The sequence below is a fragment of the Micromonospora ureilytica genome (assembly GCF_015751765.1).
Classification (GTDB): Bacteria; Actinomycetota; Actinomycetes; order Mycobacteriales; family Micromonosporaceae; genus Micromonospora; species Micromonospora ureilytica.
Genome location: NZ_JADOTX010000001.1, coordinates 5,874,653 through 5,898,305, shown reverse-complemented (window position 1 = coordinate 5,898,305; position 23,653 = coordinate 5,874,653). Strand labels below are relative to the sequence as shown.

The following is a 23,653-nucleotide window of genomic DNA, read 5'->3' as shown; positions in this document are numbered from 1 at the left end:
CAAGATCGGCTCACTCCTCACGCTCACGCGGCCACCTCCCGACTGCTGTCGGCCAACACGCCGAGCAGCGACTGTGCGTCCACCGGTCGCAGCCGGCCGGCGGCGATCGCCCGGTCGGCGGTACGACGGGCCAGCGCCAGGTACGCGGGGACGGACTCCGGTGCGGTGGCCGCCAACCGGGCCAGGTGCCGCTGCACGGTGCCCGCGTCGCCGCGGGAGACCGGGCCGGTCAACGCGTCGTCGCCGAGCCGCAGCGCGTTCTCCAGGGCGGCGTGCAGCAGCGGGGCGAGCACCTTCTCCGGTCGGGACACCCCGGCGTCACGCAACCGATCGGTCGCCTCGTTGACCAGGGTCACCAGGTGGTTCGCGCCGTGGGCCAGCGCGGCATGGTAGAGCGGGCGGTCCGACTCGGCGACCCACTCGGGCACGCCACCAAGGTCGGCGACCAGCCGGGCAGCCAGCGGGCGCAGCTCCGCCGGGGCGGTCACCCCGTACGAGATGCCGTCCAGCCGGGCCAGGTCGTCAGGCGTACCGGTGAAGGTCATCGCCGGGTGCAGGGCGAGCGGCCGGGCACCGGCCGCGACAGCCGGCCCCAGCACGGCCAGGCCGTGCGCTCCCGAGGTGTGCGCGACGATCTGACCCGGGTGCAGCGCGCCCCGCTCCGCGAGGTCGGCCACCACACCGGCCAGCCTGTCGTCCGGTACCGCGATCAGCAACAGGTCGCCGGCGGCGTGGGCCACGGCGGCGACCGGACGGCGGGGAACCTCGGGCAACAACAGGGCGAGGCGGGCGCGGCTGGCTCCGGAACTGCCGGAGACGGCAACCACCCGGTGCCCGGCGGCGGCGAGCGCGGCACCCAGCACGGTGCCTACCCGACCGACGCCAACGACACCGACGGTGAGCAGACGGGAGCTGGCGCGGGCGCCGGGAACGGCGCGATCCCACGATGCGGCGGGCCCGTGTGGGGCGGCCGGACGCGGGCGCAACGGTGCGCTCATGACCACGATCCAGTCCTCGAGAAGGGGTACCGGTCGATCGCAAGTATGCGCCCGGCCCACCGAACCCGGACAAGCATGTGTGAAAACCTTCACCACCGAAGGAGAGGCCCTTGTCAACGCCTTCCTGAGGCCGACGTGATGGCGCTCAGCTCGGTGGCCACCTCGGCGATCAGGTCGGCGAGCGAGGCATCGCTGTCGAGCGCGACCCAGCGGGCGTACGCCACGCGGAAGACCGTGCCACCCGACTCGGTGGCCAGCGTGGCCGTGGTCTCGTCGAGGCCCTTGGCCCGGAGTGCGGCGGTGACGGCGGCCATCAGTGCGCCCGATTTGCGCAGCTCACGTTCCTGCAGCTCCGGGCTGCTCTCAATGATCGACTGGCGCATCCGGACCTGCTCGCGGCGGTCCGCGAAGATTTCCACAGCCATCTGACGGAAGGCCGCGATGACCGCTTCGAACGGGGCGGCGTCCGTCTCGGCCACCACCTTGACCAGGGCTTCCTCGACCCGCTCGCTGCCGCTGAAGAGAGCCTCGCGCTTGTCCCCGAAGAGCCGGTAGAAGGTGCGTTTGTCGAGGCCGGCACGGGCGGCGATGTCGGCGACAGTGGTCTGCTCGAAGCCGCGCTCACGGAACAACTCGAAAGCGGCCGCCTCCAAGCGGCCGCGCGCGTCTGGTTGCCAGCGAGCCATGCCGCGATGGTATCCGATGTCACCCTGCGACATTAATTTCCCCGAACCATGTCACCTTGCGACATCACGAGGTACGGTCATGTCGCAAGGTGACATGCCCCTACCCACGAAGGACCGCCATGCGCGTATTCATCACAGGTGCCTCCGGCCACCTCGGCTCCGCTGTCGTGCCGGCACTGCTCTCCGCCGGACACGAGGTCGTCGGCCTGGCCCGCTCCGACACGTCCGCCGCCGCGATCGAGAAGCTCGGCGCTGAGGCACGCCGCGGCGAGCTGTCGGACCTCGACATGCTTTCTGCGGAAGCCGCCGCGTCCGACGGGATCATCCACCTGGCGTTCCGCCACGACCTCATGCTCAACGGCGACCTGGCCGGCGCAGCCAAGGCCGACCTGGACGCCCTGCAGGCACTTGCCGACGGCCTGGACGGCTCCGGCAAACCCCTGGTCGGCACGAGCGGGACGGCCATGCTCGCGATGGGCGGCATCGTCGGCCGCCCCGGCACCGAACGCGACACCTTCCCGAGCGGCTACCGGATCGACGCCGAGAACCTCGTGGCCGGCTTTGCCTCTCGCGGGGTGCGCTCCTCCATCGTCCGGCTCGCGCCCACGGTGCACAGCTCGCTCGACCGCTACGGCTTCATCACCGCCATCATCGCTGCCGCCCGACAGAACGGGTACGCCGCGTACGTCGGCGAGGGCACCAACCGGTGGCCGGCCGTGCACACGCTCGACGCGGCCGAGCTCTACCGGCTGGCCCTCGAAAAGGCCCCGGCCGGTGCGCGTCTCCACGCAGCCGCCGACGAAGGAGTCCCCTTTCAACAAATCGCCGCTGCCATCGGCCGCAACCTGGACATCCCGGTCCGCAGCATCGGCCCCGACGAGGCAGACAACTACTTCGGCTTCCTCGGCTCGTTCGCGCAGATGGACAATCCGACGTCGTCCGCGCTCACACGCGAACTGCTGGGCTGGTCCCCTGTCCACCCCGGCCTGATCGCCGACCTGGACGAAGGGCACTACTTCCAGGCCTGAACCAAGTTCCGGGGAGCCCACCTTGATCAAATGATGAAAAGTAGGTGCTGGGAGGTTTCCTGGCCTACTTTTCAGCAACTGATCACCGCGCGCCCTCCGCTGCCGAGCGGGACGGCGCGGATGATCGTGACGTGGGCCGGAATCGGAGTGGGTGGATGTCGATCGCCTGGCGGGACGCGATGAGCCGAGCCCTCTACGGGCCGGGTGGCTTCTTCGTCGCCGGCGCCGGGCCGGCCGACCACTTCCGCACCAGCGTGCACGCCTCACCCGCGTTCACGAGCGCCCTACTGCGCCTGATCTCGGAGGTGGACTCGACACTCGGCCATCCGCCACGGTTCGACGTGGTCGACGTGGGTGCGGGGCGCGGGGAGCTGCTGCGAGCGATCCACCAGGCCGTCGGGGGCGCGGTGGGGGTTTCCGCCCGCCTGTCGCCCGACGAGCCGTCGTCGGTCGCCGCCCGTCCGTCGCTTGCGGAGCGGGTCCGCTTCACAGCAGTCGAGTACGCCCACCGCCCGGAGAACCTGCCCGAAGAGATCAACTGGACAACCGAGATCCCCGCCGGAATCACCGGAGTGCTGCTCGCCACCGAGTGGCTGGACAACGTCCCGCTGGACGTCGCAGTGCACACCGAAGACGGCTGGCGATACCTGCTGGTCGACCCCGACAGCGGCGCCGAAACGCTCGGTGAGCCGGTCAGCCCCGCCGATCTTGAGTGGCTGACGAAGTGGTGGCCGAGTCCCGCGAGCCCGCTCAGTACGGACGGTGACCCGAACCCGGGGGCGACCTGGTCCGACGCGACAACCGAGGGCGAGTCGGGTTTCGGGGCAGCCCGGCCGGCGCAGGGATCAAGCCTGACCGCCCGGAGCCGGCCGGGCTGCCCCGAAACCCCCCACAGCGACCACCGCGCAGAGATCGGCAGACCGCGGGACGAAGCCTGGGCCAACGCAGTAGGAAAGATCAGCCGAGGGCTCGCGGTGGCAGTCGACTACGGGCACCTGCGGGAGAACAGGCCCGTGCACGGGACGTTGACCGGGTATCGGGGTGGGCGGCAGGTGCCTCCGGTGCCCGACGGGTCGAGTGATGTGACCGCGCACGTGGCCATGGACTCGGTCGCCTCCGCTGGCGCGGCGGTCGCCCGGTGTGCGTACTCACTGGTCCTGCAGCGGGATGCGCTGCGGGCGCTCGGGGCCGACGGCGGGCGACCGTCGCTCAGCCTGGCCGGCACCGACCCGGTCGGCTACGTGCGGGCGCTGGCCGCCGCGTCGGCGGTGGCCGAGCTGACCGACCCGGCCGGGCTCGGCGGGCACCTGTGGTTGCGCCAGCCGGTCGGCATCCCGCTCGGGCCGGCCGTGGCACGATGACGGGCATGACCACCGACGCCGGGGACCTCCGTGAACTGACCGTCGGCACCGGGGCCGGGCTGATCGCCGGCACCGGTGATCAGCAACTCGGCACCGACATGGTGCTGAACATCGGCCCGCAGCACCCCTCCACGCATGGTGTGCTGCGGTTGAAGCTGGTGCTCGACGGCGAGCGGGTGGTCGCCTGCGAACCGATCGTCGGTTACATGCACCGGGGCGCGGAGAAGCTCTTCGAGGTGCGTGACTACCGGCAGATCATCGTGCTGGCCAACCGGCACGACTGGCTCTCGGCGTTCTCCAACGAGCTGGGTGTGGTGCTCACTGTGGAACGCCTGATGGGCATGGAGGTGCCGGAGCGGGCCACCTGGCTGCGGATGGCCCTCGCGGAGCTGAACCGGGTGCTCAACCACCTGATGTTCCTCGGCTCGTACCCGTTGGAGATCGGGGCGATCACACCGATCTTCTACGCGTTCCGGGAACGGGAGACCATCCAGGCGGTGATGGAGGAGGTCTCCGGCGGCCGGATCCACTACATGTTCAACCGGGTGGGTGGCCTCAAGGAGGAGGTGCCGTACGGGTGGACCGGGCGGGCCCGCGCGGCCATCGGCGAGGTGCGCCGCCGGTTGCCCGACCTGGACCACCTGATCCGGCGTAACGAGATCTTCCTGGCCCGTACCGTCGGCGTGGGCGTGCTGTCCGCCGCGGACGCCGCCGCGTTCGGCGCGTCCGGGCCGGTGGCCCGCGCCTCCGGGCTCGACCTGGACCTGCGCCGCGACGACCCCTACCTGGCGTACGACGAGCTGGACGTGCCGGTGGTCACCAAGACCGCCGGGGACTGCCACGCCCGTTTCGAGGTGCTGCTCGACCAGGTGTACGCGTCGCTGGACCTTGCCGAGCAGTGCCTCGACCGGGTGGACCAGCTGACCGGGCCGATCAACACCCGGCTGCCGAAGGTGCTCAAGGCGCCGGAGGGGCACACGTACGCCTGGACGGAGAACCCGCTCGGCATCAACGGTTACTACCTGGTGTCCCGGGGTGAGAAGACGCCGTGGCGGTTGAAGTTGCGCACCGCCTCGTACGCGAACGTGCAGGCGTTGGCCACCCTGCTCCCCGGCTGCCTGGTCCCGGATCTGATCGCGATCCTCGGCTCGATGTTCTTCGTGGTCGGCGACATCGACAAGTGACAGGAGTCGCCTGACCGGTCACCGCCAGCGGTCGCTGGGTGGCGCCCCGCCGGCACGCGGTACGTCGTCCTGGGGCGGGTAGCCGTAGCGCTCGTCGACCCGCCGCCGGCCGGTCCGCTCCGGCTCGGGTTCCGCCTGGTGGCCGCGTTGGCGCGGTGGGCGCCACTCGTCCGGCACCGGCACACCACCCACCGGCAGCGCCGGCCTCCCCGGCTCGGCCCGCCGGCCGGCGTCCTCGTGACGGCGCGGCTCCTCGTAGCGGCCGGCGTCCTCGTGACGGCGCGGCTCTTCATACCGGCCGGCGTCCTCGTGACGGCGCGGCTCCTCGTGGCGGACGGCGGCCCAGCGGTCGGCCACCCGGTACTCGGTGCCGCTGGCGTCGGCGTGCACCTCGGCCCGGCGTTCGCCGACCCGCAACTCGCGGCCGTTCTCGTCGTCGCGGACGGCGGCCCACCGGTCACCGGCCCGCAACTGCGACCAGTACTCGCCGGTGTCGTCGGCCCGCAGAGGCGGCCCGGGCTGCGGCGCCGCGGCGTCCGTCCGGTCGCGCGGCTCCGACCAGCCCCGATCGTCCGGGCTGTCCCAGGAGTTCGCCGCCGGCCTCTCCGGTGTGCGGTGCGACCGGGCCACCGGCGCAGGCTCGTCGGGCTGGCCGTACGCGTCACGCCGATCGGTCCACTCCGGTTCGTCGCGGCGGCCCGCCCAGCCCGGCTCGTCGCCGTACCCGGCTCTGGGACGCTCCTCCGGCTCGCTCCTCGCTCGGCCGGCCGGGCGGGGGCGCTCATCCGCGTCACCGCCCCGGCTCCACTCCTGCGCGGGCGGGGTCCACTGACCGGCGTACCCGCCGCCGTAGCGCCCAGCCGGCTCGGCCGCGCCGCCGTCCACCACCGTGTGCCGGGTGGTGACGTGCACGGTCTCGGTGTGTCGGACCACGCCACCCGGCCGATGCGCCGGTTCGGGGCGGTCGTGTTCCCGGGGGCGGGCTGAGCCGTACGCGGTGGCGGCCGGCCGTTCCCCGCCGTACACCCCGGCGGCGGCCGGTGGCTCGGGGGCCTCCCGTGCGTACGCCGGCTCGTCCTCGTCCGTGTGCTCGGAGCGCCCCCACTGGGGCGTGTCGTGCTCGGAGCGCCCCCACTGGGGCGTGTCGTGCTCGGAGCGCCCCCACTGGGGCGTGTCGTGCTCGGGGCGCCCCCGTCGGGGCGCGTCGTCGGGCCCGGACACCCGAGCGCGGCCGGCCGACGCGTCACCCGGGACCCGGCTGCGGGCCACCGGCGCGACGTCCGCCGGCGGCTCGACGGAGGCCACCCGCGCCCGCCCGGGGCCCGCCGGCTCGACAGCGGGGGCGGCACCGGCGAGGGCGGCACCGGCGAGGGCGGCACCGCTGGCGTCGAGGCGGCGGCGCACCGCGGCAATCCCCTCCTGGGCCCGTTGCGCCTGGTCAAGCGCCTGGTTGCCGCGCTGGGCGGCGGCCACGATCTCGCTGCGCAGCTCTCGACGCAGCTCCTCGATCTCGTCCAGCAGCTCGTCGGTCCGCGCCGAGTCGCCTTCGCCCTCGGGCCGCAGCGCGATGGAGAGACCGATCAGCACGACAGCGAGAATGGCGAGCACAGCGGCGAAACGCAGCGGGCCGTTGCCGTCGGCCACCAGCAGGATCAGCGCCGCCACCGGCGCCAGGGCGACGCCCGCCCAGAAGAGCATGGTCAGCAGTGTTGGTTGACGCCGGGCGTCAGAGGTGGCCGGGGCTGGCATGGATGTGCAGCCTACCCACGACATCCATCGGAGGGAACGGGGTCCCCGGGACGCGCGGACGCCCCCGCCCGGTCGGGTGCGGGGGCGTCCTCGGCACGTGCGGGGAGGGCTCAGCTGGTGGCGAAGGCACCATCCGAGGAGAAGATCAGGCCCACGCTGATCGAACCGTCACGCAGCCCGCTCTTGGTCAGCGGGCCGCCCTGGTCCAGCGAGGAGAACTTGCCGACCGACAGCCCGTACGTCTTCTCCAGGCCCGGCTTGCAGAACGGACGCTGCTCGCACTCCGGCGGGCCACCCAGCGAGGTCGCGCTGCCGGAGCACTTCGCCGCCAACTCGGAGAGGGTCCGGACGCCGTACTTGTCGGCGAATGCCTGGGTCACCGCGAAGGCGTTCTGGTCCTGTGCGGCGGCCGGGGTGCCGAAGGTGAGGCCGGCCTTGTCGCCCTCGGCCTTGAGCGCGGTCACCGTCGTGTTGATGTCCGGTGAGGAGACCGGCTGCGCGTTCTGGCCGTTGGCCTTGGTGTTGAGGAACTCGGCCATCGTCGCCGCGTACTCCGGGACGACCTGGATCTCGCCCTTCTCCAGAGCCGGCGCGTAGAGCTCCCGGTTGCCGATCTGCTGCACCTTGACCTGGTAGCCGGCGGAGGTGAGCGCGATCCGGTACAGCTCGCCCAGGATCTGGCTCTCGGCGAAGTTGCCGGCACCCACCGTGATGTCTCCACCTGGGCCCTTGGCGATGCCCGCTGTGAGGTTGTTCGCGCTGGCGAACTCCTCGGCCGCCACCTTGGCGGTCTTGCGGTCCTCGTTGACGGCCTTGTTGAGCTGGATGAGCTTCGGGGTGTCGAGTGCGGCGGAGACCTTGTCCAGTGCGGCGATCAGCTGCGGGTTGGCCGCCTTGGTGTTGACCGCGGGAATGACGTTGTCGGAGTTCTGGAGCTTCTTGTCGTCCTGCAGAGCGATGAGCTGCTGGCCGGCGACCGGGGCGCACCCGGCGCCGGAGGCGCTCGTCTGCGGTGCGTCGGTGCCGGACGAGCCGGCGTCACCGCATCCGGTGAGGAGCGCTGCCCCGGCGACGGCGCTGATGGCACCGATCGCCAGACGTGTACGTGCGCGCATGTGCCCGCCTTCCGTGTCCCGGCGCGGCCCGTCCCGGGCCGGCCGCGTGTCCGACGGGCGATCCTGACTATCGGTCGCCCGCGAATGTCCACCCAACATGCTCCGCAACCGACCGACAACCTGGGATGGACTTCGTCACCCCATCGTCACCGATCGGACGGACCTGGGTCGCCAGCCGGACGCAGGCTCACCCGGACGGGTCAGGCGCTCCCGGTGGCATCTGCGGCTCGGGGCCGCCCCAGGCGCTGTCGCCCGCGCCGCAGCGGTTTGGGGGTCACCAGTCGTTCGACGCCGCCGAGGACCACCTCGGCGAGCAGCGCGAGCCCAGCCACCAGCACACCGCCGGCGACGATCTGCCCGCCGCCGGCCGCGATACCGATACCGAAGCCGGTCCGGATGATCTGGCCCAGGCCGCCGCCGTTGACGAAGGACGCCAGCGCCGCGGTCGCGATCACCTGAACCGCCGCGGTGCGGAAGCCGGCCGCCAGATATGGCACTGCGAGCGGCAACTCCACCCGGCGCAACAGTTGCGAGCTGGACAGGCCCATCCCCCGGGCCGCGTCGCGAGCCTCCGGGTCGACCTGCCGCACCCCGGTGTAGGCGTTGGCCAGCAGCGGCGGCACGGCGAAGACGGCCAGTGCCACCACGACCGGCGTCCGCCCGAAGCCGCTGGCGAAGGCCACCGGCAGGATGGTCAGCAGCGCCAGGGTGGGGATGGCCAGGGTGGCGTTGGAGATCAGCACCACGAGGCCGCCACCGCGGCCGAGGTGCCCCAGCCAGAGGCCGAGCGGCCAGGCCACCAGGCAGCCGAGCGCCACCGCCAGGGCCGAGATCGTCAGGTGCTCACCGAGCCGGTCCAGCATGCCGCCGGGGTTGGTCCAGTTCAGCGGGTCGTTGATCCAGGTGATCGCCTGCCCGATCGGGTTCGCCGCGACGGTCACCGTGCCCTCCGGGTGGACCAGGGGGTCACCAGTCGGGCGACCAGGATGAGCAGCAGGTCGAGCACGACCGCGAGCGCCACGCAGAGCAGCGCGGCGGTCATGATCTCAGCCTTGTAGAGGTTGTTCTGGAAACCCGCGAAGATCAACTGCCCGAGCCCGCCGTGCCCGACCAGCACCCCGACCGTGACCAACGCCACCGTCGAGACGGTCGCCAGCCGTACGCCTGTCACGATGCCCGGCAGCGCCAGCGGCAGGTCGATCCGGAACAGGCGCCCCCACCGGCCGTAACCCATGCCCTCGGCGGCCTCCCGGACCTCCGGGGGCACCTGGTTGAGGCCGGCCACCACGTTGCGCACGATCAGCAGCAGCGCGTAGAGGACCAGCCCGACAAGCACCGTGGTCGCCCCGGTGCCCAGGTAGGGGGCGATGAACGCGAAGAGGGCCAACGACGGGATGGTGTAGACCACCCCGCTGACGGCGAGGATCGGCCCGGCGAGCGGACGGACCCAGTACGCCAGCACGGACAACGGCAGGGCGATCAGCACCGCGATCAACACCGCCCGCCCGGTGAGGGAGGCGTGTTCGCGCACCGCGGCGAGGATCGTGTCAGAGTTGTCCCGCACGTACTGCCAGGAGAACCAGGGGTTACCCGGGTCGGCCCGGTAGCTCAGGCGGAAGGACATACGTGGACGTTACCCCGGAGGCTGCCAGCGTGGCCCAATCACCTCGCGCGGCGTCGATCACCCTGCAGGGCATCCAGAAGCGCTACCCGAACGGCACCGAAGCTGTCCGGGACCTCAGCCTGGATGTCCGGGCCGGCGAGCTGGTGGTGCTGATCGGCCCGTCCGGCTGCGGCAAGTCGACAGTGCTGCGGATGATCAATCGGCTGATCGAACCGACCGCCGGTCGCATCACACTCGGCGACGAGGATGTCACCGACGTCGACCCGGTACGACTACGCCGTCGAATCGGGTACGTGATCCAGAACGTCGGTCTCTTTCCACACCAGACGGTACGGGCCAACGTGGCCACCGTGCCGGGCCTGCTCCGCTGGCCCAAGGGCCAGACCCGGGCCCGGGTCGACGAGTTGCTCGACCTGGTCGGGCTGGACCCGACCGAGTTCGGTGGTCGCTACCCGCACGAGCTGTCGGGTGGCCAGCGGCAGCGGGTCGGGGTCGCCCGCGCGCTCGCCGCCGACCCTGTGGTGCTGTTGATGGACGAGCCGTTCTCGGCCGTCGACCCGATCGTCCGAGCCCACCTCCAGGAGGAGTTCCTGCGCCTGCAGGCCGAGGTGCGCAAGACCATCGTGCTGGTCACCCACGACCTCGACGAGGCGGTCCGACTCGGTGACCGGATCGCGGTGCTCTCCGAGGGCGGGCACCTGGAGCAGTACGACACCCCTGCCACGCTGCTCGGCGCACCCGCCACTCCGTTCGTACGCGAGTTCGTCGGCGCCGACCGGGGCATCCGCCGGCTGGCCGTCACCCCGCTCGACCGGGAGGCGCTGGAGCCGGTGCCCGAGGACGCCGCAGCGGACCTGCCCACCGTCGCGCTGGACGGCTCCGCGTACGACGCGTTGGCGGTCCTGCTCACCTCGGGCCGGGACCGGCTCGTCGTGACCGACGCCGGCCGACCGGTGGGCGCGCTCAGCCGACAGCGTCTCCTCGACCTCGGCCGCCCGACCAGCTGACCCACCCCGGCCGGGTCGGGCACGACCGCCGCGCCTGACCCCGCCCCGGCCGGGTCAGGCGCGACCGCCGAGGCTGGCGATGCCGATGATCCACCCGGTGAGGAAGCCGTAACCGGCACCGGCGCTGGCGTCCTGCAGGGCCCCCAGCAGTGACGGCGCCGGGCCGAGCAGCGCCGCCAGCACTGCGGCCAGCCCACCGGCCAACACGTAGGCGGCCCAGCCGGAGAAGAACTGGCTGACCGGGCCGGGCACCCGGGCGACCTGGGCGGCGGGCAACAGGTAGAGCAGGGCCACCGCCAGGACCACCAACAGCACGGCCCGCACGTCGGCGGCGAACAACCCGCCGGCCTGCCCGTCCGCGTCGAGCCGCCAGGCCGGCCAGGCGAGCAGGCGCGCGTAGAAGGCACCGCCCGACTCCGGGTCGGTCAGGCTGACGGCCCAACCGGTGTACGCCGGACTGCCGCAGATGCCCACCAGCAGCAGCACGGCGAGCGCCCCGGTGCCGGCGGCCGTGCCGTAGCGGCTGACCGGGCCGGAGCGGTGGATGAGCGACGCGATCCGCCCAGGCCCCGAACCGGTGGCTCGGGCCGACCTGGGCTGCCCCGAGCGGCTCAGTGCTTCATCAGGTAGTCGATGAAGGCGGCCCGCAGCAGCGGCGCCGACTCCTCGTAGCCGTGACCGGTCAGCTCCCGCCACAGCGCGTTGGCCTCGTCGATCGTCGGGCCGATCGAGTTCGGGGCGCCGTCCAGCACCGTCGCCTCGTCCGCGTTCGGCAGGCGGCGCAGCACCGACCAGTAGAAGCCCACGTCCCGACGCTCCCGGGCCCGGGCGAACGCCCGCTCCCGCAGCTCCTCGGTGGACAGCGCGTCAAGCTCCTCGAACGAGGTTCCGCCGGGGGTGGCGGCAGGTGTGTCGGTCATGTCGCCGAGCCTAACGGTCGAGATCAGCTCCGGCTCGGCGGACGCGACGGGGGTCACCGCTCGTCTGTGTCCCACCGCCGCGGGCCGTCCTCCCAGCGCGGATCCCGCCACGGGTCGACCGGTTGGGGCGCGGCCTGGGTCGGCAGCGTGGGAGGCCAGTTCTCGACGGACTGCGGCTGCTGCATGGTCCAACCCGAGCTGATCGTGCCGTCGCTGACCGGCTCCGGCCTCTCCGGGCTGCCCGGTCGAGGCCGCCCGAGCGTCTCGACCAGCCTGGTGGCCAGCAGCCCGACGCCGAGCGCGGCCCCACCGACCACCCAGTTGCTCAACGTCCAGCCGCGCTCCACCGCGTACACCTGGAAGACGGTGACCAGGCCGACCGCCAGCAGCGTGCCGAACACGCCGCCCCGGCGGCCATACGCGCTGGTGCCGGCGAGCAGGGCCACGCCGATCGCCAGCACCGTCGAGTCCAGCCCCGAGGTGGGCGCCACCGGCCCGGGGTCGTTGGCGGCGAGCAGCACGCCGGCGAGAGCGGCCAGCACCGTGGAGACGACCAGGGCGACGGCGGTCACCACGGCGGACACCGCGCCCCGCCGAAGGGCCGGGTCGGCCATCGGTCGGTACCGGCCGACGAGCCGGCGGATCGCCCGGATCGCGCCGAACAGCCCGCCGAGGACGGCCACCGCGGCGAAGCCGGCGAAGAGATACCCCGCGCTGCTGGTGGGGTCGTAGTCGCCCTGCACCAGCACCGGCGCCGAACGGCGTTCGATGTACACCACCACGGCGGCGGCGCCGGCCAGGCTGGCCGCCCAGCCCGGCACGTGCAGCACCACCACGGCCAGCGCCAGCGCGAGCCCGCCCACCGCGGCGACCGCCAGGGCCGGCCCGATCGACGCCGGCAGGCCCCGATCACCCTGCTCGGCGTAGTGCAGGGCCGCCGCCACCGCGACCGGGCCGACCGCCAGGTTCGGTGCGGCCGTACGCAGGCTCAGCCCCGCCGCCAGGGCGAGCAACCCCAGCCCGACCGCGTCGATCAGCAGCGTCCGTAGGTTGCCGTCGCGCACGGCGGCCGGATCCTCCTGCCAGAGCAACCAGCTCACGACTGCCAGCCCAACCAGCAGCAGCAGCTCCCACCCCAGGTGTACGCCGATCCGGTCCCGGCCAGGCTCACCGTGGGTGGGGTCGTCGAAGACGTTGTCCAGTACGGCGGCCGGCACCCCCGACGAGGGTTCGGCCGACCGGTCCCGGCCCGCTTCTTCGTACCCCATGACGCCGCCTCCCCAGTGGCCGGCCGTCCCCGGTCCGGCGCGCGGACGGACCCTGGGCGGCCCTTGCTCTCCGATCGCAGGCACCGTACCCGCGCCCGCAGCCGGGCGTAACCCCCTGCTCAGCGCTGGCCGGGGTGGCTCTCCCATGGGTCCTGCTCGCGCTCGTCGTCCGGGCGTTCCGGCACCCGGCAGGAGCGCTCCAGCCAGAGCGCGGCGCCGACCAGGGCCAGCGAGGCGAGCAGGCCACCAACAGCGGCCGGTCGATCGTCCAGGGCTGCGCGGGTGGTCTCCACGAAGAGCCAGCCGCTGAGCCCCGCGTAGAAGCCCGCGAAGATCGCCGCGGCGAGTGCCGACGCCTTGGCCAGCACCACGAACCGGGCAACCACCAGCGGGTTGACCGGCTCCCGGCCCGGCTTGCGCTCGATCCGGCCCCGCGTGTTGATCGCGGCGTACGCCTCCAGCACGGCGAGGCCGGCCAGCGTCACCACCGGCAGCCAGGGCAGCCGGGGAATGCCGCTGTAGTAGAGGGAGCTGATCAGCAGCCAGGCCACCGCCGCCGCACCCAGGCCGGCCACGACAAGGGTCGAGATCCGGGTGGGGCCCATCCGGGACCCGTCCGGGCCCGACCCGCGGGGTGAGGGCTTCGCCTGCGTCATGCCGGCCGGTTCCGCTCGGTCATGCCGTCGACTCTAACGCCAACTCCGGCCGGGGACGCAGTTCCAACGCCTCGTCCGCCGCGGGACCGGTGGTCAGCAGGTCGGTCAGCCAGCCGTGGCCGGGCAGCCGACCGTACGGCTGGATGTCGATCCACGGACGCAGCACGAAGGCGCGCAGGTGCGCCCGGGGGTGCGGCAGGGTCAGCTCCTCGTCGTCGCTGAGCACCGGCTCGTCGTCGTCGCCCCAGACCGCGATCACGTCCACGTCGAGGGTGCGCGGCCCGAACCGCCGCTGCGGGTCACGGACCCGGCCGGCCGCGCGCTCCGCGTCGCGGGCCCGCTCGAGCCAGTCGCGCGGGGTCGCGCTCTCGTCCTGGGCGAGCACCACCGCGTTGAGGTACGCGGGCTGCTCGGTGTCGCCCCACGGTGGAGTCTCGTACACCCCGGAGAGCACGAGCACCGCGTCGCCGAGGGTGGCGACGGCCGTGCGCAGGTGCTCCAGGCGGTCACCCAGGTTGCTGCCGAGCGAGAGGATCGCCCGGGTCACCTGGCACGCGCCCGGGTCATGGTGACGGCCACGTCGGTGAAGGTGTGCGGCACCGGGGCCTCCGGCTTGTGCACGGTGATCGTCGCGGCGTCGACCCGTTCGTCGGCGAGGCAGACCGCGAGGAGCCGGTCCGCGAGGGTCTCGATCAGGTTCACCGGCTCGCCCGTCACCACCGCGACCAGGCGTTCGGCCAACTCGCCGTAGTGCACGGTGGCGGTGACGTCGTCGGTGGCGGCAGCCGGGCCGAGGTCCAGCTCCAGGACGGCGTCGACCACGAAGTCCTGCCCCTGTACGCGTTCGAAGTCGTACACCCCGTGCCGGCCGCGCGCCCGCAGGCCGGTCAGGTGGATCCGATCCGTCGTCATCGCCGTACCCCATGCTCGTGGTCGTGTTGCGCTCGCTTCCGGTCGTGCGGCGGCACGGCCAGGCGCGGGCTTCCGGTGGCGACCCAGACGGCGAGCGCGTCGGCGGTGGCCTGCACGTCGTGCACGCGTACGCCCCAGGCGCCCGCCGCGACCGCCAGCACGCTGGTGGCCACGGTGGCCGCCTCCCGCTGGGCGGTCGGTCGCGGCGTGCCGTCCGACGCGGCGAGCAACCCACCGAGGTACGACTTACGGCTGGCCCCGAAGAGCAGCGGGTAGCCCAGATCCAGGAGCTCCGGCAGGCGGGCGCTGAGTTCCCAGTTGTGGGCGGCCGTCTTGGCGAAGCCGAGCCCGGGGTCGACGATGAGGCGGTCGGCGGACACCCCGGCGGCCAGCGCCGCGTCGATCCGTTCGGCCAACTCGGCCCGGACGTCGGCCACCACGTCGGTGTAGGTGGCCAGCTCGCGCATCCCACGGGAGTGCCCACGCCAGTGCATCAGCACCCACGGGCAGTGCGCGTCGCGGACCACACGGGCCATGTCCGGGTCGGCCAGGCCACCGGAGACGTCGTTGACCACCGCCGCGCCGGCGGCCAGAGCCGCCTCCGCGACCCGTGCGCGGCTGGTGTCGACGCTGACCCTCACGCCGGCGGCGGTCAGCTCGCGGATGACCGGCAACACCCGCTCGGCCTCGGTCGCAGCGTCGATCCGCTCAGCGCCCGGACGGGTCGACTCGCCGCCGATGTCGACCAGGTGCGCACCCGCGTCGCGGAGACGGACGCCATGTCCGACGGCGGCGTCCAGGTCGGCGTACCGTCCGCCGTCGGAGAAGGAGTCCGGTGTGACGTTGAGGACGCCCATCACCACCGGGCCCGAGGCCCGCACCAGATCGGTCACGACTAGACGGTACCGGTCGCGGCAGCGGCGCCCAGCGACCCGGGTCGCCCCCACACCACTGCCCCTGACGTGCCAATTAGAACAGGTGTACGATCGGTCATTCGGGCAGCATCGGGCAGTCCCTTCGCGGCTTGTCGCAATCCGGGGCGGCCCGTACGCTTTGGAATTGGCCAGCATCGAGATGGCGAAGCTTGGAGGGAGGGCCGAAGCGGGGGAAAACCGCCCAAACCTCGCCACCCTCCGTGGTGAGTAACGAACACAGGGTCAAGAACGCCATGCCCTGTGGAGCACTTTTCCCGCCAGGCTTGCCTATTGCACCGCCGCGGCACCGCCGGCCGCGCTATGGGGAGGTTCCAGTGATCGCCTTCGAGCTCATGGAGACGGCGTCGTCCGGCGTCGCCCACGCGCTCTCCACCCTGGCGTCGACTCCACTCGCGGAGCCGGCACCGAAGGGGATCGACACCAACAGTGTCGTCACCTTCTTCGCCAGCAAGATCGCGCCGATCCTGCTCGCCGTCCTGGGCGTCATCTTCATCGGCCGTGCCAGCCGGGGCGAGATCTCCAAGGTGCTGACCAGCTCCGCGATCGCCATCGTCGGGCTCGCCTTCATCGCCGGCGCGGCAACACTCTTCTTCGTCGGCGATTATCTGATCGACCTGATCTTCGAATAGGCGCGTTCACCAGATGCGGCTGCGCACCGACGACGACATCTACCGGGCCCGCCTGGTCTACCTCGGGCCGCCCGGTTACACCCTTCCGGTCCACCTGCCCTACGCCCAGTACGGGCTCTTCATGCTGCTGGTCCCCCTCTACATGTTCATCCACTGGCTGTTCACGTTGACGGTCGAGCTCTTCCCAGCCTGGGAGATCGCGCTCGCCATCGTGACCACGTCGTTCATCTTCCGGCACGTCGACCCCGATCGGCCGGCGCGGGTGGTCATCCGCACCGCGCTGACCGACTGGCGACGCACTCGGGAGCCGGCGGTCGAGCAGCGCGATCCGCGTCTGGTCGGCAGCCGGATCAGGATTCGGGAGGAGCTGGCATGACCGGACGTACGTCGAACGGTCCGTCGCAGGACGCGGGCAAGGGTCTGCCGACGGTCACCGAGGCGATCGCATGAGCCGCTCCTCCACGCCGGGCTCCCCGGCCGGCCGCCCGGGTGCGCCAGCCGGTCACCGTGCGCACTCATTCGACTACGTCGAGGACGAGGACGAGGTTGCCCTCGACCCCGCGCTTGTGACGTCGCCCGGTCACGGTGCCGTCGGCGTGTTCCAGGCGCCCCGGCCGGTCTCCCGCCGGACGCCACCGGCCGAGCCCACCGCCGTGTCGGCCGGTGAGAACGCCGACATCGACTCCCCCTTCCTGGACCTCTTCGGCGGCGGGGGACGACCCGGCACGGCACGAGCCGTCACGGCCGGCCCGAGCACCCGGGAACAGCCGGCGATCCCGCACCAGCCGCCACCCACCCCCAGCCCCGCACCAGCCCGCGCGGTTCCCGAGCTGGAGCCACCGTGGACACCCGCCGACCAGCCCGGCAGCGGTGGCCGGCCGGTCGAGCCACGGCACGGCGGTGGCCACCCGGCCAGCGAGTCCCGGGTGCCGCATCAGGCCGGCGATCGACGGCCGATGCTGCGTCTGCCGGAGGAGCCCGACCCGTCCACCGGCCGTGGCCCGGCGGCGGCGACCACCGGCAGTGGCTCGCCGACGGCGTTCACCGGCCCCGCCGGCCGGACGGCCGGAGCCCTGCCGGGCAGCCGACCCACGGCCACCCCGACGGCTCCGGTGGGCCGGCCCACGCCACCGGTCGAGCAGCCGGCCAGCATCGCAGCCACCGATCGGCCAGCGCTGGAGCGCACGGCGCGGCGGACCACCGACCCGGAGCGGCCCAGGAACACCGGCACCGCGTCCACCGGGAAAGAGGTCGCCGCGCCCCGACAGCGCACGCCGAGCCGACCGGACCGACCGATCAAGCCGACCCGGGTTCGCGCTCCGAAGATCAAATTCGGCGATCGGGATCCGTCGGTCGAGTTGGCCATCACCGAGATCGCCGGCCACCTGACCTTCACGCCGAACACCGTCACGGCCTGGTACTGGCTGCCCGAGGTCCGCTGGGCGTTCCGGCCGGACGCCGAGCGCGAGGCGCTGCTGTCGGCGATCTCCGAGCAGTACGCCGGCCTGGCCGGCTTCCGACTGCACCTGCGCCGCACCACCCGGCCGTTCCCCGCCGACGAGTGGGCGCGCACGATCGACACGCACACCTCGGCACCACTTCCCGACGTACCCGGCACCACCGGCTGGGCCGATCACCTGGTCGCCGCCCAACGGCACCTGATGTCGGTCAACCACGCCGAGGGGCAGACCTACCTGGGTGTCACCTTCGCCCGCCGTTCCCTCGGCGACTCGCTCACCGAGCGGCTGCTGCGCACCTTCGGCCGGGGCACCGCCGATGGGGAGCGCCGCAAGCTGGGCCGCACCGTGGAGCAGTTCGACGAGGTGCTCGGCGCTTTCGGCATGCGCGGCCGGCGGGTCACCGCCCAGGAGCTGGAGTGGCTGCTCTACCGCTCGGTGGCGCTGTGCATGTCGCCGCCGAGCACCCTCTCCCCCGTCACCGACGGGCGCTGGGAGCGCGGCGACCTGCTCGCCATGACCGAGCAGGTCGAGCGCTACCGCACCCCGTACGGCTCGACGGTCAAGCTGGTCAACCGGATGACCGGCGAGGAGCGGCACGTCGCCGTGCTCGCCGTCGGTCGGATGGAGCCGCTGGAGATCCCCGAACGGCACGAGCCCTGGCTGCACTTCCACGAGCGGCTGCCCTGGCCGATGGAAATCTCCACCCGCGTCGACATCCTCGGCTCCGGCGACTCCTTCCGCAATCTCGAACACCGGCTGCGGATGATCCGCTCGCAACAGCTCGACTACGCCGAGCACGGCATCGACGCGCCCCCAGAGCTGGAACGACTGGCCAAGCGCGCCCTGGTGATCGGCGACGAGATGACCACCGGTCTGCCTGTCGACTCGGCCCGTGCCCACGGCTGGCACCGGATCGCCGTCGGCGGCCGGACCAGGGAGGAATGCCTGGAGCGGGCCCGCCGGCTCATCCAGCTCTACTCCCGGGAGCTACGCATCTCGCTGCAGCACCCGAAGAACCAGGACTGGCTGGCCCGCGAGTTCATCCCCGGCGAGCCGATCGCCAACACCGGCTACGTCCGACGCATGCCGGTGCCACTGCTCGCCGCCGCGCTCCCCCAGGCCGCGTCGAACGTGGGCGACCGGCGAGGCGACCTCATCGGCCGCACCGCCGGCACCTGCCGCCGCCCGGTCTTCCTCGACCTGCACTTCCCCATGGAGGTCCGGGAACGCTCCGGGCTCGCGGTCTTCGTCGCAGAACCCGGCGGCGGCAAGTCGACACTGCTCGGCGCCCTGGGCTACCTGGCCGCCCGCCGAGGTGTCCAGGTGACCCTGCTCGACCCGTCCGGCCCGCTGGCCCGCCTCTGCGCGATGCCCGAACTGCGGCCGTACTCCCGGGTGTTGAACCTGACCGGCTCGGAACACGGCACCCTGGCGCCCTACTCGCTCATCCCGACGCCGCTGCGCTCCGAGTTCGGCAGCGGCGCCGCCGGTGACCGGGAGTTCGAGATCGCCGTCTCCAACGCCCGGGCCGAGCGGCGGATGCTCGTCCAGGACATCTGCATGATGCTCGTCCCACCGCAGGTCGCCAGGGAGGCGTCGACCGCCACCCTCTTCCGGCACGCCGTCCGCCAGGTCCCCGCCGAGGAAACCTCCACCCTGGACGACGTGGTGAGCTGCCTCGGGCGGCTCGACGACGACGCCGGCAAGGAACTGGCCAACCTCCTGCTGGACACCGCCGAGATGCCACTGGCCATGCTTTTCTTCGGCCGACCGCCGGAGGGGCTGCTCGGTGCCGACGCGGCACTCACCGTGATCACCATGGCCGGGCTACGGTTGCCCGACCTCAAGATCGAACGGGAGTACTGGTCAGCCGAAGAGGCCCTGGCCCTGCCGATGCTGCACACCGCGCACCGGCTCGCCGTGCGGCGCTGCTACGGCGGCTCGATGTCATCCCGCAAGCTCGTCGGCCTCGACGAGGCGCACTTCATGGAGGGCTGGCGGTCCGGGCGCTCCTTCCTCGTCCGACTCGCCCGCGACTCCCGCAAGTGGAACCTCGCCGCGCTGGTCGCCTCGCAGAACCCCAAAGACATCCTCGGCCTCGACGTCCAGAACCTCGTCTCCACAGTCTTCGTCGGCCGCATCGCCGAAGACGCCGAGATCGCCTCCGAAGCTCTGCGACTGCTGCGGGTGCCGGTAAACGACGGGTACGAGGGCACGCTCGCCTCACTCTCCGCCGCCGACACCAGCTCGTCCAGCCGGCTCGGCTTCCGCGAGTTCGTGATGCGCGACGTCGACGGCCGGGTGCAGAAGGTCCGAGTCGACGTCTCGTACGTCGAAGGGCTGCTGGACCACCTCGACACGACGCCCGCCGCTATCGCCGCAGCGGCCGGAGTCCTACCGAGCATCCCCCTGCCGGATCTGGAGGCGTGACATGGCTAGGGCCTGGGCAAGGACTGTGTCGTTCCTGCTCGCCCTTGGCGTACTGGCCGGGGCCTCCCTCACCTGGCCGCTGATCGGCGCGGAGGCCGCAGCCGCCGCACCGCCCGCCGCCCAGGCCCGCGCTGACCTCTGCACGACCGCGGAATGGCAAGCTGACTTCCGCGCCTGCGTAGCGAAGCTGAAGCAGGTCAGTCAGGCCGAAATCGACTGCCGGAAGCCGCCCGTGCCGTCCGCACCGGATTCTGGCCTCGCCGGCTGGTTCGCCTCTCGCCCGGACTCGTCGAAGCTGGCCGGGCCAAAGGGCATCTACAGCGACTACGGCTACGGCGGTTACAGCTTCAACACGTATGACGTGGAGGGTGGCTGTGCCTCCACCATTCTCCATCCGGACTACAAGTTCACCACGACCGTCGCCAACGGGGAGCTCATGATCGCCACGGCGGTCGTGGGCGCCTCGAACGCCCTGCGCGAGCGGGCCTGGGATCCTCGCTCCATGTGGGATTGGGCCGACCCACTGGTGGAGAAGGCCACCAAAGCCGTCTATCAAAAGGTATTCAGCGTCTTCGGGATCGTCACACTCTGCGTGGTGGGTCTCTATCTGCTCTGGCGCTCACGCCAGTCGGACATGAGCAATGCGATGACGACGGCTGGGTGGGCGCTACTGGTGATGGTGGCGGTCACCGCACTGGCGGCCTGGCCGGTCAAGTCGGCGAACATCGCCGACGGCACCCTGATCACCTCGCTCGGCGTGGTGCACGATGCGGTGGGTCCCGCAGCTCGGGATACACCGGCGGATCGTTGCGCCGTTCCCAACCCAGACGCTTGTGTGGATAAAAGACCGCCCGCTGTTCGGGCCAGCGACACTGCCACCGAGGCGATGCTCTACCGCAACTGGCTGCGCGGAGTGCTCGGCTCGGCGGATAGCGAGACCGCCCGCAAGTATGGCCCTGCCCTGTACGACGCTAAGGCGTTTTCCTGGGAGGAAGCCGAAAAGCTGCGCGCCAACCCGGCAACCCGGCCAGCGACGATCCAGGCCAAGCAGCAGCAGTGGATGACGGTCGCGGAGCAGATCAAGGCCGAGGACCCGGAGGCGTACGAGTTCCTGACGGGCACCCGCGATATGGACCGAATCGGCTCTGGCTTCATCGCCGTGCTCGCGGCCGTGCTCTTCGCGATGTTTGACCTGACCGCGTCGGTGCTGGTACTGCTGGGCTTCCTGATCTTCCGGTGGGCGGTGATCGCGGCGCCCATCCTCGGCACCATCGGTCTGCTCCGGCCTGCCAGCGCGGGCCTCCGGCGACTGGCGAACGCCGTGGTCGCCGCAGTGTTCAACATCGCCATCTTCGGCACCGGGGCCGCCATCTACCTGTTCGCCGTCGATCTGATCATGAGTACCCCCGCCCTTCCCGGTTGGCTTCAGGTGGTGCTGGTGTGGCTCTGCGGGGTGGTCGGATGGCTGCTGCTGCGGCCGTACCGGCGGATCACCCAACTCGGCGGCAAGGACAGCAGCGAAGCGGTCAGTTCGGCCGGGTCCTGGCACCGCCGGTTCTTCCGCGACATGCGGACCGCCGCACGGCTGGACGTGGCGGAGCCAGGTGGCACCGCCGAACCGGTGGGCGGACGTCGACGATCACCCGAAGCGGCGCAGACCCGGCTTCGACCGGAGGCGCGGCGAGAGGACCCGACCCCGGTGCCGACCGCTGCGGCCGAGGGCCGACGAGCAGACGCGGCGCGCCCGGACGGTCGAGAGCGGCCCGACGAAGCGCCGACGGAAAAGGGCGGGGGGCGCGGCCGCCCGGTCGCTCCGCAGCCGCGACGCCGACAGCCAGCCACCTGGACCGAGCCGGATGTACCGGCTGAGAACCCGTCGTTCGTGGTCTACCGTCCGGGCTCCACCGAGCGGGCACCGGATCGCACCGGACCACGGGTGCGCTCAGAGGCGAGGTGACGGTCATGCGACGGGCGTTGGAGTTCCTCTTCACTCGGGCGCTGCGGTCCCGGCTGGGCGTTGCGCTGCTGATCGGGGTGGTGGTCATCGGCGTGCTCGGGGCGGCCCGGCTGATCTCCAACCCGGTCGATTCAGCCGAGGGGTTGAGCAACCGTCCCGACGGGCCGATCATCACCGTGGACCCGACGGCCGGCGACGACGGTCTGCTCAACAGTGCGGCTCCGCCGTCACCCGTGACGTCGCCCGGCGCCCGCACGCCCGAGCAGACCGCCGACCGCTTCACCAAGGCCTGGCTGGGCCGCCCCGGGATGACCACCGAGGAGTGGCAGGCTGGCCTACGGCCGCTCTCCACGCCAACGCTGCGGGAGAAGTTGATCGGCGCCGAGCCCGAGAGCGTGCCCGCCGAGAAGGTCGCCGGTCCGCCCACCATGCGAGAGCGGACCGAGACGTTCGTCGAGTTGCTGCTCCCCCTTGATGCCGGCCGGCTCCGGCTGGAGCTGGTCACCTCCGACGATGGTTGGCTGGTCGACGTTCTGGACTGGGAGCGGCCATGAACGACATTGGTAGCGCCGGAATCCGCCGCGGGCCTCTCCGGCTCGGTGTGGTCGCCGCGGTGCTCACCGGGATGCTGCTCCTGCTCTGCTGCACCGGCGGCACCGCGGCGTTCTTCCTCACCGGGCTCGGCGGCGACGACGCCGAGAACGGGGACACCCTGGCAGGTATGGAGTGCGGACCGGTCCGAGCGGTGAACGTCGCGGGCAAGCTGCCGCGGTTCGCCGAGTACGGCGACACCCAGGTCCGCAATGCCGCGATCATCATCAAGGTCGGCCAGGACATGGGCGTGCCCTCGCGAGGTTGGGTGATCGCCCTCGGCACCGCGATGCAGGAGTCCGCCCTGCGCAACCTGGCGAACAGCGGGGTGCCCGAGTCCCTGGCCCTGCCGCACGAGGGCGTTGGCGCGGACCACGACTCGCTCGGCCTGTTCCAGCAGCGGCCGGGGTGGGGCACGGTCGCCCAGCGGTTGACCCCCGCTTACGCGGCCCGCAAGTTCTACGAGAAGCTCGTCAAGGTGGACGGCTGGCAACGCCGACCACTGACCGTGGTCGCGCAGCGGGTGCAGGTCAGCGCATACCCGGACGCGTACGCCAAACACGAAGAGGTAGCCAGCCGGATCGTGGACGCGTTGGCCGGCGGCGCGGCCCGCACCGTCGAGATCAACGGCAAGGCGATGTGCAATGCGGCCGAGCGCGGCCAGATCGCCGCCTCCGGCTGGACCGCGCCGATCCCTGGCGGAGTCGGCTCCGGTTTTCGCACCGCCAGTCGGCCCAGCCACAACGGAGTCGACATCGGCGCGGCCAAGGGCACCGAGATCCGCGCGGCAGCGACCGGTCGAGTGTTGGTTTCGACCTGCGACGAGGACCGCCGCGGCCGCCAAGACTGCAACGTGGACGGATTCCCCGGCAAGGGGGGCTGCGGCTGGTTCGTCGACCTGTTGCACGCCGGTGGCTACATCACCCGGTACTGCCACATGGTGGTCCAACCCTTCGTCAAGAAGGATCAGGTCGTGACGGCCGGTCAGGTGATCGGCAAGGTCGGCAGCAGTGGCAACTCCTCGGGTCCGCATCTGCATTTCGAGGTGCACCTGCGTAACAACCGCAACGCGTCCGGCGCGGTGAACCCGGTCCCGTTCATGCGCGAGCGGGGCGCCCCGCTGCGCGCCGCTGAGTGAGGCCA

23 protein-coding genes are annotated in these 23,653 nt (G+C 72.0%); 10 read left to right on the top strand and 13 right to left on the bottom strand.

Features of this window, described 5'->3' with window-relative positions:
• Positions 1 to 23 precede the first annotated feature (23 nt).
• Positions 24 to 998: a Rossmann-like and DUF2520 domain-containing protein gene (locus IW248_RS26955; RefSeq protein WP_196929181.1), complete on the bottom strand. Its 975-nt coding sequence runs from the start codon at positions 996 to 998 to the stop codon at positions 24 to 26.
• Between the two features lie 113 nt (positions 999 to 1,111).
• Positions 1,112 to 1,684, bottom strand: coding sequence for a TetR family transcriptional regulator (locus IW248_RS26950; protein WP_196929180.1), 573 nt, complete (start codon positions 1,682 to 1,684; stop codon positions 1,112 to 1,114).
• Positions 1,685 to 1,803: 119 nt separating this feature from the next.
• Between IW248_RS26950 and IW248_RS26945 the strand changes: the two genes are divergently transcribed.
• The 3 genes from IW248_RS26945 (at position 1,804) to IW248_RS26935 (ending at position 5,257) form a co-directional block, all read left to right on the top strand.
• A complete protein-coding gene (locus IW248_RS26945) occupies positions 1,804 to 2,712 on the top strand; it encodes an SDR family oxidoreductase (RefSeq protein ID WP_196929179.1) in 909 nt (302 codons plus the stop codon).
• A gap of 155 nt (positions 2,713 to 2,867) precedes the next feature.
• Entirely contained in the window at positions 2,868 to 4,073 is a 1,206-nt protein-coding gene (locus IW248_RS26940; protein WP_196929178.1) for an SAM-dependent methyltransferase, read from the top strand.
• Complete coding sequence (locus tag IW248_RS26935) at positions 4,070 to 5,257, top strand: NADH-quinone oxidoreductase subunit D (protein ID WP_196929177.1); 1,188 nt, start codon at positions 4,070 to 4,072, stop codon at positions 5,255 to 5,257. The genes IW248_RS26940 and IW248_RS26935 overlap by 4 nt, the downstream gene beginning before the upstream one ends.
• A gap of 18 nt (positions 5,258 to 5,275) precedes the next feature.
• Here IW248_RS26935 and IW248_RS26930 read toward each other — a convergent pair whose 3' ends face one another.
• The 4 genes from IW248_RS26930 to IW248_RS26915 all read right to left on the bottom strand — a co-directional run bounded on the left by IW248_RS26930 (position 5,276) and on the right by IW248_RS26915 (position 9,745).
• The gene (locus IW248_RS26930; protein ID WP_196929176.1) at positions 5,276 to 7,006 is read right to left on the bottom strand and encodes a hypothetical protein; all 1,731 of its coding nucleotides are present in this window, start codon (positions 7,004 to 7,006) and stop codon (positions 5,276 to 5,278) included.
• A gap of 110 nt (positions 7,007 to 7,116) precedes the next feature.
• A complete protein-coding gene (locus IW248_RS26925) occupies positions 7,117 to 8,121 on the bottom strand; it encodes a glycine betaine ABC transporter substrate-binding protein (protein ID WP_196929175.1) in 1,005 nt (334 codons plus the stop codon).
• Between the two features lie 200 nt (positions 8,122 to 8,321).
• Positions 8,322 to 9,062: an ABC transporter permease gene (locus IW248_RS26920; protein WP_196929174.1), complete on the bottom strand. Its 741-nt coding sequence runs from the start codon at positions 9,060 to 9,062 to the stop codon at positions 8,322 to 8,324.
• Positions 9,059 to 9,745 (bottom strand): ABC transporter permease, encoded by a 687-nt coding sequence (locus IW248_RS26915; RefSeq protein WP_124820149.1) that lies wholly within the window; start codon positions 9,743 to 9,745, stop codon positions 9,059 to 9,061. The genes IW248_RS26920 and IW248_RS26915 overlap by 4 nt, the downstream gene beginning before the upstream one ends.
• Positions 9,746 to 9,747: 2 nt before the next feature.
• Here IW248_RS26915 and IW248_RS26910 point away from each other — a divergent pair, with 2 nt between their 5' ends.
• Positions 9,748 to 10,752 (top strand): ABC transporter ATP-binding protein, encoded by a 1,005-nt coding sequence (locus tag IW248_RS26910; protein ID WP_196929173.1) that lies wholly within the window; start codon positions 9,748 to 9,750, stop codon positions 10,750 to 10,752.
• Between the two features lie 54 nt (positions 10,753 to 10,806).
• On the opposite strand, the gene IW248_RS26905 is transcribed toward IW248_RS26910, so the two are convergent.
• The 7 genes from IW248_RS26905 to folP all read right to left on the bottom strand — a co-directional run bounded on the left by IW248_RS26905 (position 10,807) and on the right by folP (position 15,401).
• Complete coding sequence (locus tag IW248_RS26905; protein WP_307788253.1) at positions 10,807 to 11,238, bottom strand: hypothetical protein; 432 nt, start codon at positions 11,236 to 11,238, stop codon at positions 10,807 to 10,809.
• Between the two features lie 125 nt (positions 11,239 to 11,363).
• Positions 11,364 to 11,672 carry a hypothetical protein gene (locus IW248_RS26900; RefSeq protein ID WP_124820151.1) on the bottom strand — a complete coding sequence of 103 codons (309 nt, stop codon included), beginning with the start codon at positions 11,670 to 11,672 and terminating at the stop codon, positions 11,364 to 11,366.
• A 53-nt stretch (positions 11,673 to 11,725) separates the two neighbouring features.
• A complete protein-coding gene (locus tag IW248_RS26895) occupies positions 11,726 to 12,940 on the bottom strand; it encodes an ABC transporter permease (RefSeq protein ID WP_196929172.1) in 1,215 nt (404 codons plus the stop codon).
• A 119-nt stretch (positions 12,941 to 13,059) separates the two neighbouring features.
• Positions 13,060 to 13,596: a DUF3180 domain-containing protein gene (locus tag IW248_RS26890; RefSeq protein WP_196929171.1), complete on the bottom strand. Its 537-nt coding sequence runs from the start codon at positions 13,594 to 13,596 to the stop codon at positions 13,060 to 13,062.
• Positions 13,597 to 13,615: 19 nt separating this feature from the next.
• On the bottom strand, positions 13,616 to 14,143 hold the full coding sequence (gene folK, locus IW248_RS26885) for a 2-amino-4-hydroxy-6-hydroxymethyldihydropteridine diphosphokinase (protein WP_196929170.1): 528 nt from the start codon (positions 14,141 to 14,143) through the stop codon (positions 13,616 to 13,618).
• The gene (gene folB, locus IW248_RS26880; RefSeq protein ID WP_124820155.1) at positions 14,140 to 14,508 is read right to left on the bottom strand and encodes a dihydroneopterin aldolase; all 369 of its coding nucleotides are present in this window, start codon (positions 14,506 to 14,508) and stop codon (positions 14,140 to 14,142) included. The genes folK and folB overlap by 4 nt, the downstream gene beginning before the upstream one ends.
• Positions 14,505 to 15,401 (bottom strand): dihydropteroate synthase, encoded by an 897-nt coding sequence (folP, locus tag IW248_RS26875; protein WP_196929169.1) that lies wholly within the window; start codon positions 15,399 to 15,401, stop codon positions 14,505 to 14,507. Before folP ends, folB begins: the two co-directional genes overlap by 4 nt.
• 356 nt (positions 15,402 to 15,757) lie before the next feature.
• On the opposite strand from folP, the gene IW248_RS26870 reads away from it, so the two are divergent.
• The 6 genes from IW248_RS26870 to IW248_RS26845 all read left to right on the top strand — a co-directional run bounded on the left by IW248_RS26870 (position 15,758) and on the right by IW248_RS26845 (position 23,648).
• Entirely contained in the window at positions 15,758 to 16,072 is a 315-nt protein-coding gene (locus IW248_RS26870; protein ID WP_074315118.1) for a hypothetical protein, read from the top strand.
• Between the two features lie 13 nt (positions 16,073 to 16,085).
• The gene (locus tag IW248_RS26865; protein WP_053654782.1) at positions 16,086 to 16,448 is read left to right on the top strand and encodes a hypothetical protein; all 363 of its coding nucleotides are present in this window, start codon (positions 16,086 to 16,088) and stop codon (positions 16,446 to 16,448) included.
• 70 nt (positions 16,449 to 16,518) lie between these two features.
• A complete protein-coding gene (locus tag IW248_RS26860; protein ID WP_196929168.1) occupies positions 16,519 to 19,962 on the top strand; it encodes an ATP-binding protein in 3,444 nt (1,147 codons plus the stop codon).
• A 1-nt stretch (position 19,963) separates the two neighbouring features.
• The gene (locus IW248_RS26855; RefSeq protein ID WP_196929167.1) at positions 19,964 to 21,919 is read left to right on the top strand and encodes an MFS transporter; all 1,956 of its coding nucleotides are present in this window, start codon (positions 19,964 to 19,966) and stop codon (positions 21,917 to 21,919) included.
• Positions 21,916 to 22,473, top strand: a complete 558-nt coding sequence (locus IW248_RS26850) for a hypothetical protein (RefSeq protein ID WP_196929166.1) — start codon at positions 21,916 to 21,918, stop codon at positions 22,471 to 22,473. Before IW248_RS26855 ends, IW248_RS26850 begins: the two co-directional genes overlap by 4 nt.
• Positions 22,470 to 23,648: a M23 family metallopeptidase gene (locus IW248_RS26845; RefSeq protein WP_196929165.1), complete on the top strand. Its 1,179-nt coding sequence runs from the start codon at positions 22,470 to 22,472 to the stop codon at positions 23,646 to 23,648. The genes IW248_RS26850 and IW248_RS26845 overlap by 4 nt, the downstream gene beginning before the upstream one ends.
• Positions 23,649 to 23,653 lie beyond the last annotated feature (5 nt).

What these genes read in the sequence shown, in the direction of transcription:
- IW248_RS26890 (WP_196929171.1), bottom strand. Translation starts at nt 13,596, where the DNA reads ATGACGCAGGCGAAGCCCTCACCCCGCGGGTCGGGCCCGGACGGGTCC.
- IW248_RS26955 (WP_196929181.1), bottom strand. Translation starts at nt 998, where the DNA reads ATGAGCGCACCGTTGCGCCCGCGTCCGGCCGCCCCACACGGGCCCGCC.
- IW248_RS26950 (WP_196929180.1), bottom strand. Translation starts at nt 1,684, where the DNA reads ATGGCTCGCTGGCAACCAGACGCGCGCGGCCGCTTGGAGGCGGCCGCT.
- IW248_RS26895 (WP_196929172.1), bottom strand. Translation starts at nt 12,940, where the DNA reads ATGGGGTACGAAGAAGCGGGCCGGGACCGGTCGGCCGAACCCTCGTCG.
- IW248_RS26845 (WP_196929165.1), top strand. Translation starts at nt 22,470, where the DNA reads ATGAACGACATTGGTAGCGCCGGAATCCGCCGCGGGCCTCTCCGGCTC.
- IW248_RS26855 (WP_196929167.1), top strand. Translation starts at nt 19,964, where the DNA reads ATGGCTAGGGCCTGGGCAAGGACTGTGTCGTTCCTGCTCGCCCTTGGC.
- IW248_RS26940 (WP_196929178.1), top strand. Translation starts at nt 2,868, where the DNA reads ATGTCGATCGCCTGGCGGGACGCGATGAGCCGAGCCCTCTACGGGCCG.
- IW248_RS26945 (WP_196929179.1), top strand. Translation starts at nt 1,804, where the DNA reads ATGCGCGTATTCATCACAGGTGCCTCCGGCCACCTCGGCTCCGCTGTC.
- IW248_RS26860 (WP_196929168.1), top strand. Translation starts at nt 16,519, where the DNA reads ATGAGCCGCTCCTCCACGCCGGGCTCCCCGGCCGGCCGCCCGGGTGCG.
- IW248_RS26930 (WP_196929176.1), bottom strand. Translation starts at nt 7,006, where the DNA reads ATGCCAGCCCCGGCCACCTCTGACGCCCGGCGTCAACCAACACTGCTG.
- IW248_RS26865 (WP_053654782.1), top strand. Translation starts at nt 16,086, where the DNA reads ATGCGGCTGCGCACCGACGACGACATCTACCGGGCCCGCCTGGTCTAC.
- IW248_RS26900 (WP_124820151.1), bottom strand. Translation starts at nt 11,672, where the DNA reads ATGACCGACACACCTGCCGCCACCCCCGGCGGAACCTCGTTCGAGGAG.
- IW248_RS26925 (WP_196929175.1), bottom strand. Translation starts at nt 8,121, where the DNA reads ATGCGCGCACGTACACGTCTGGCGATCGGTGCCATCAGCGCCGTCGCC.
- IW248_RS26935 (WP_196929177.1), top strand. Translation starts at nt 4,070, where the DNA reads ATGACGGGCATGACCACCGACGCCGGGGACCTCCGTGAACTGACCGTC.
- IW248_RS26915 (WP_124820149.1), bottom strand. Translation starts at nt 9,745, where the DNA reads ATGTCCTTCCGCCTGAGCTACCGGGCCGACCCGGGTAACCCCTGGTTC.
- folB (WP_124820155.1), bottom strand. Translation starts at nt 14,508, where the DNA reads ATGACGACGGATCGGATCCACCTGACCGGCCTGCGGGCGCGCGGCCGG.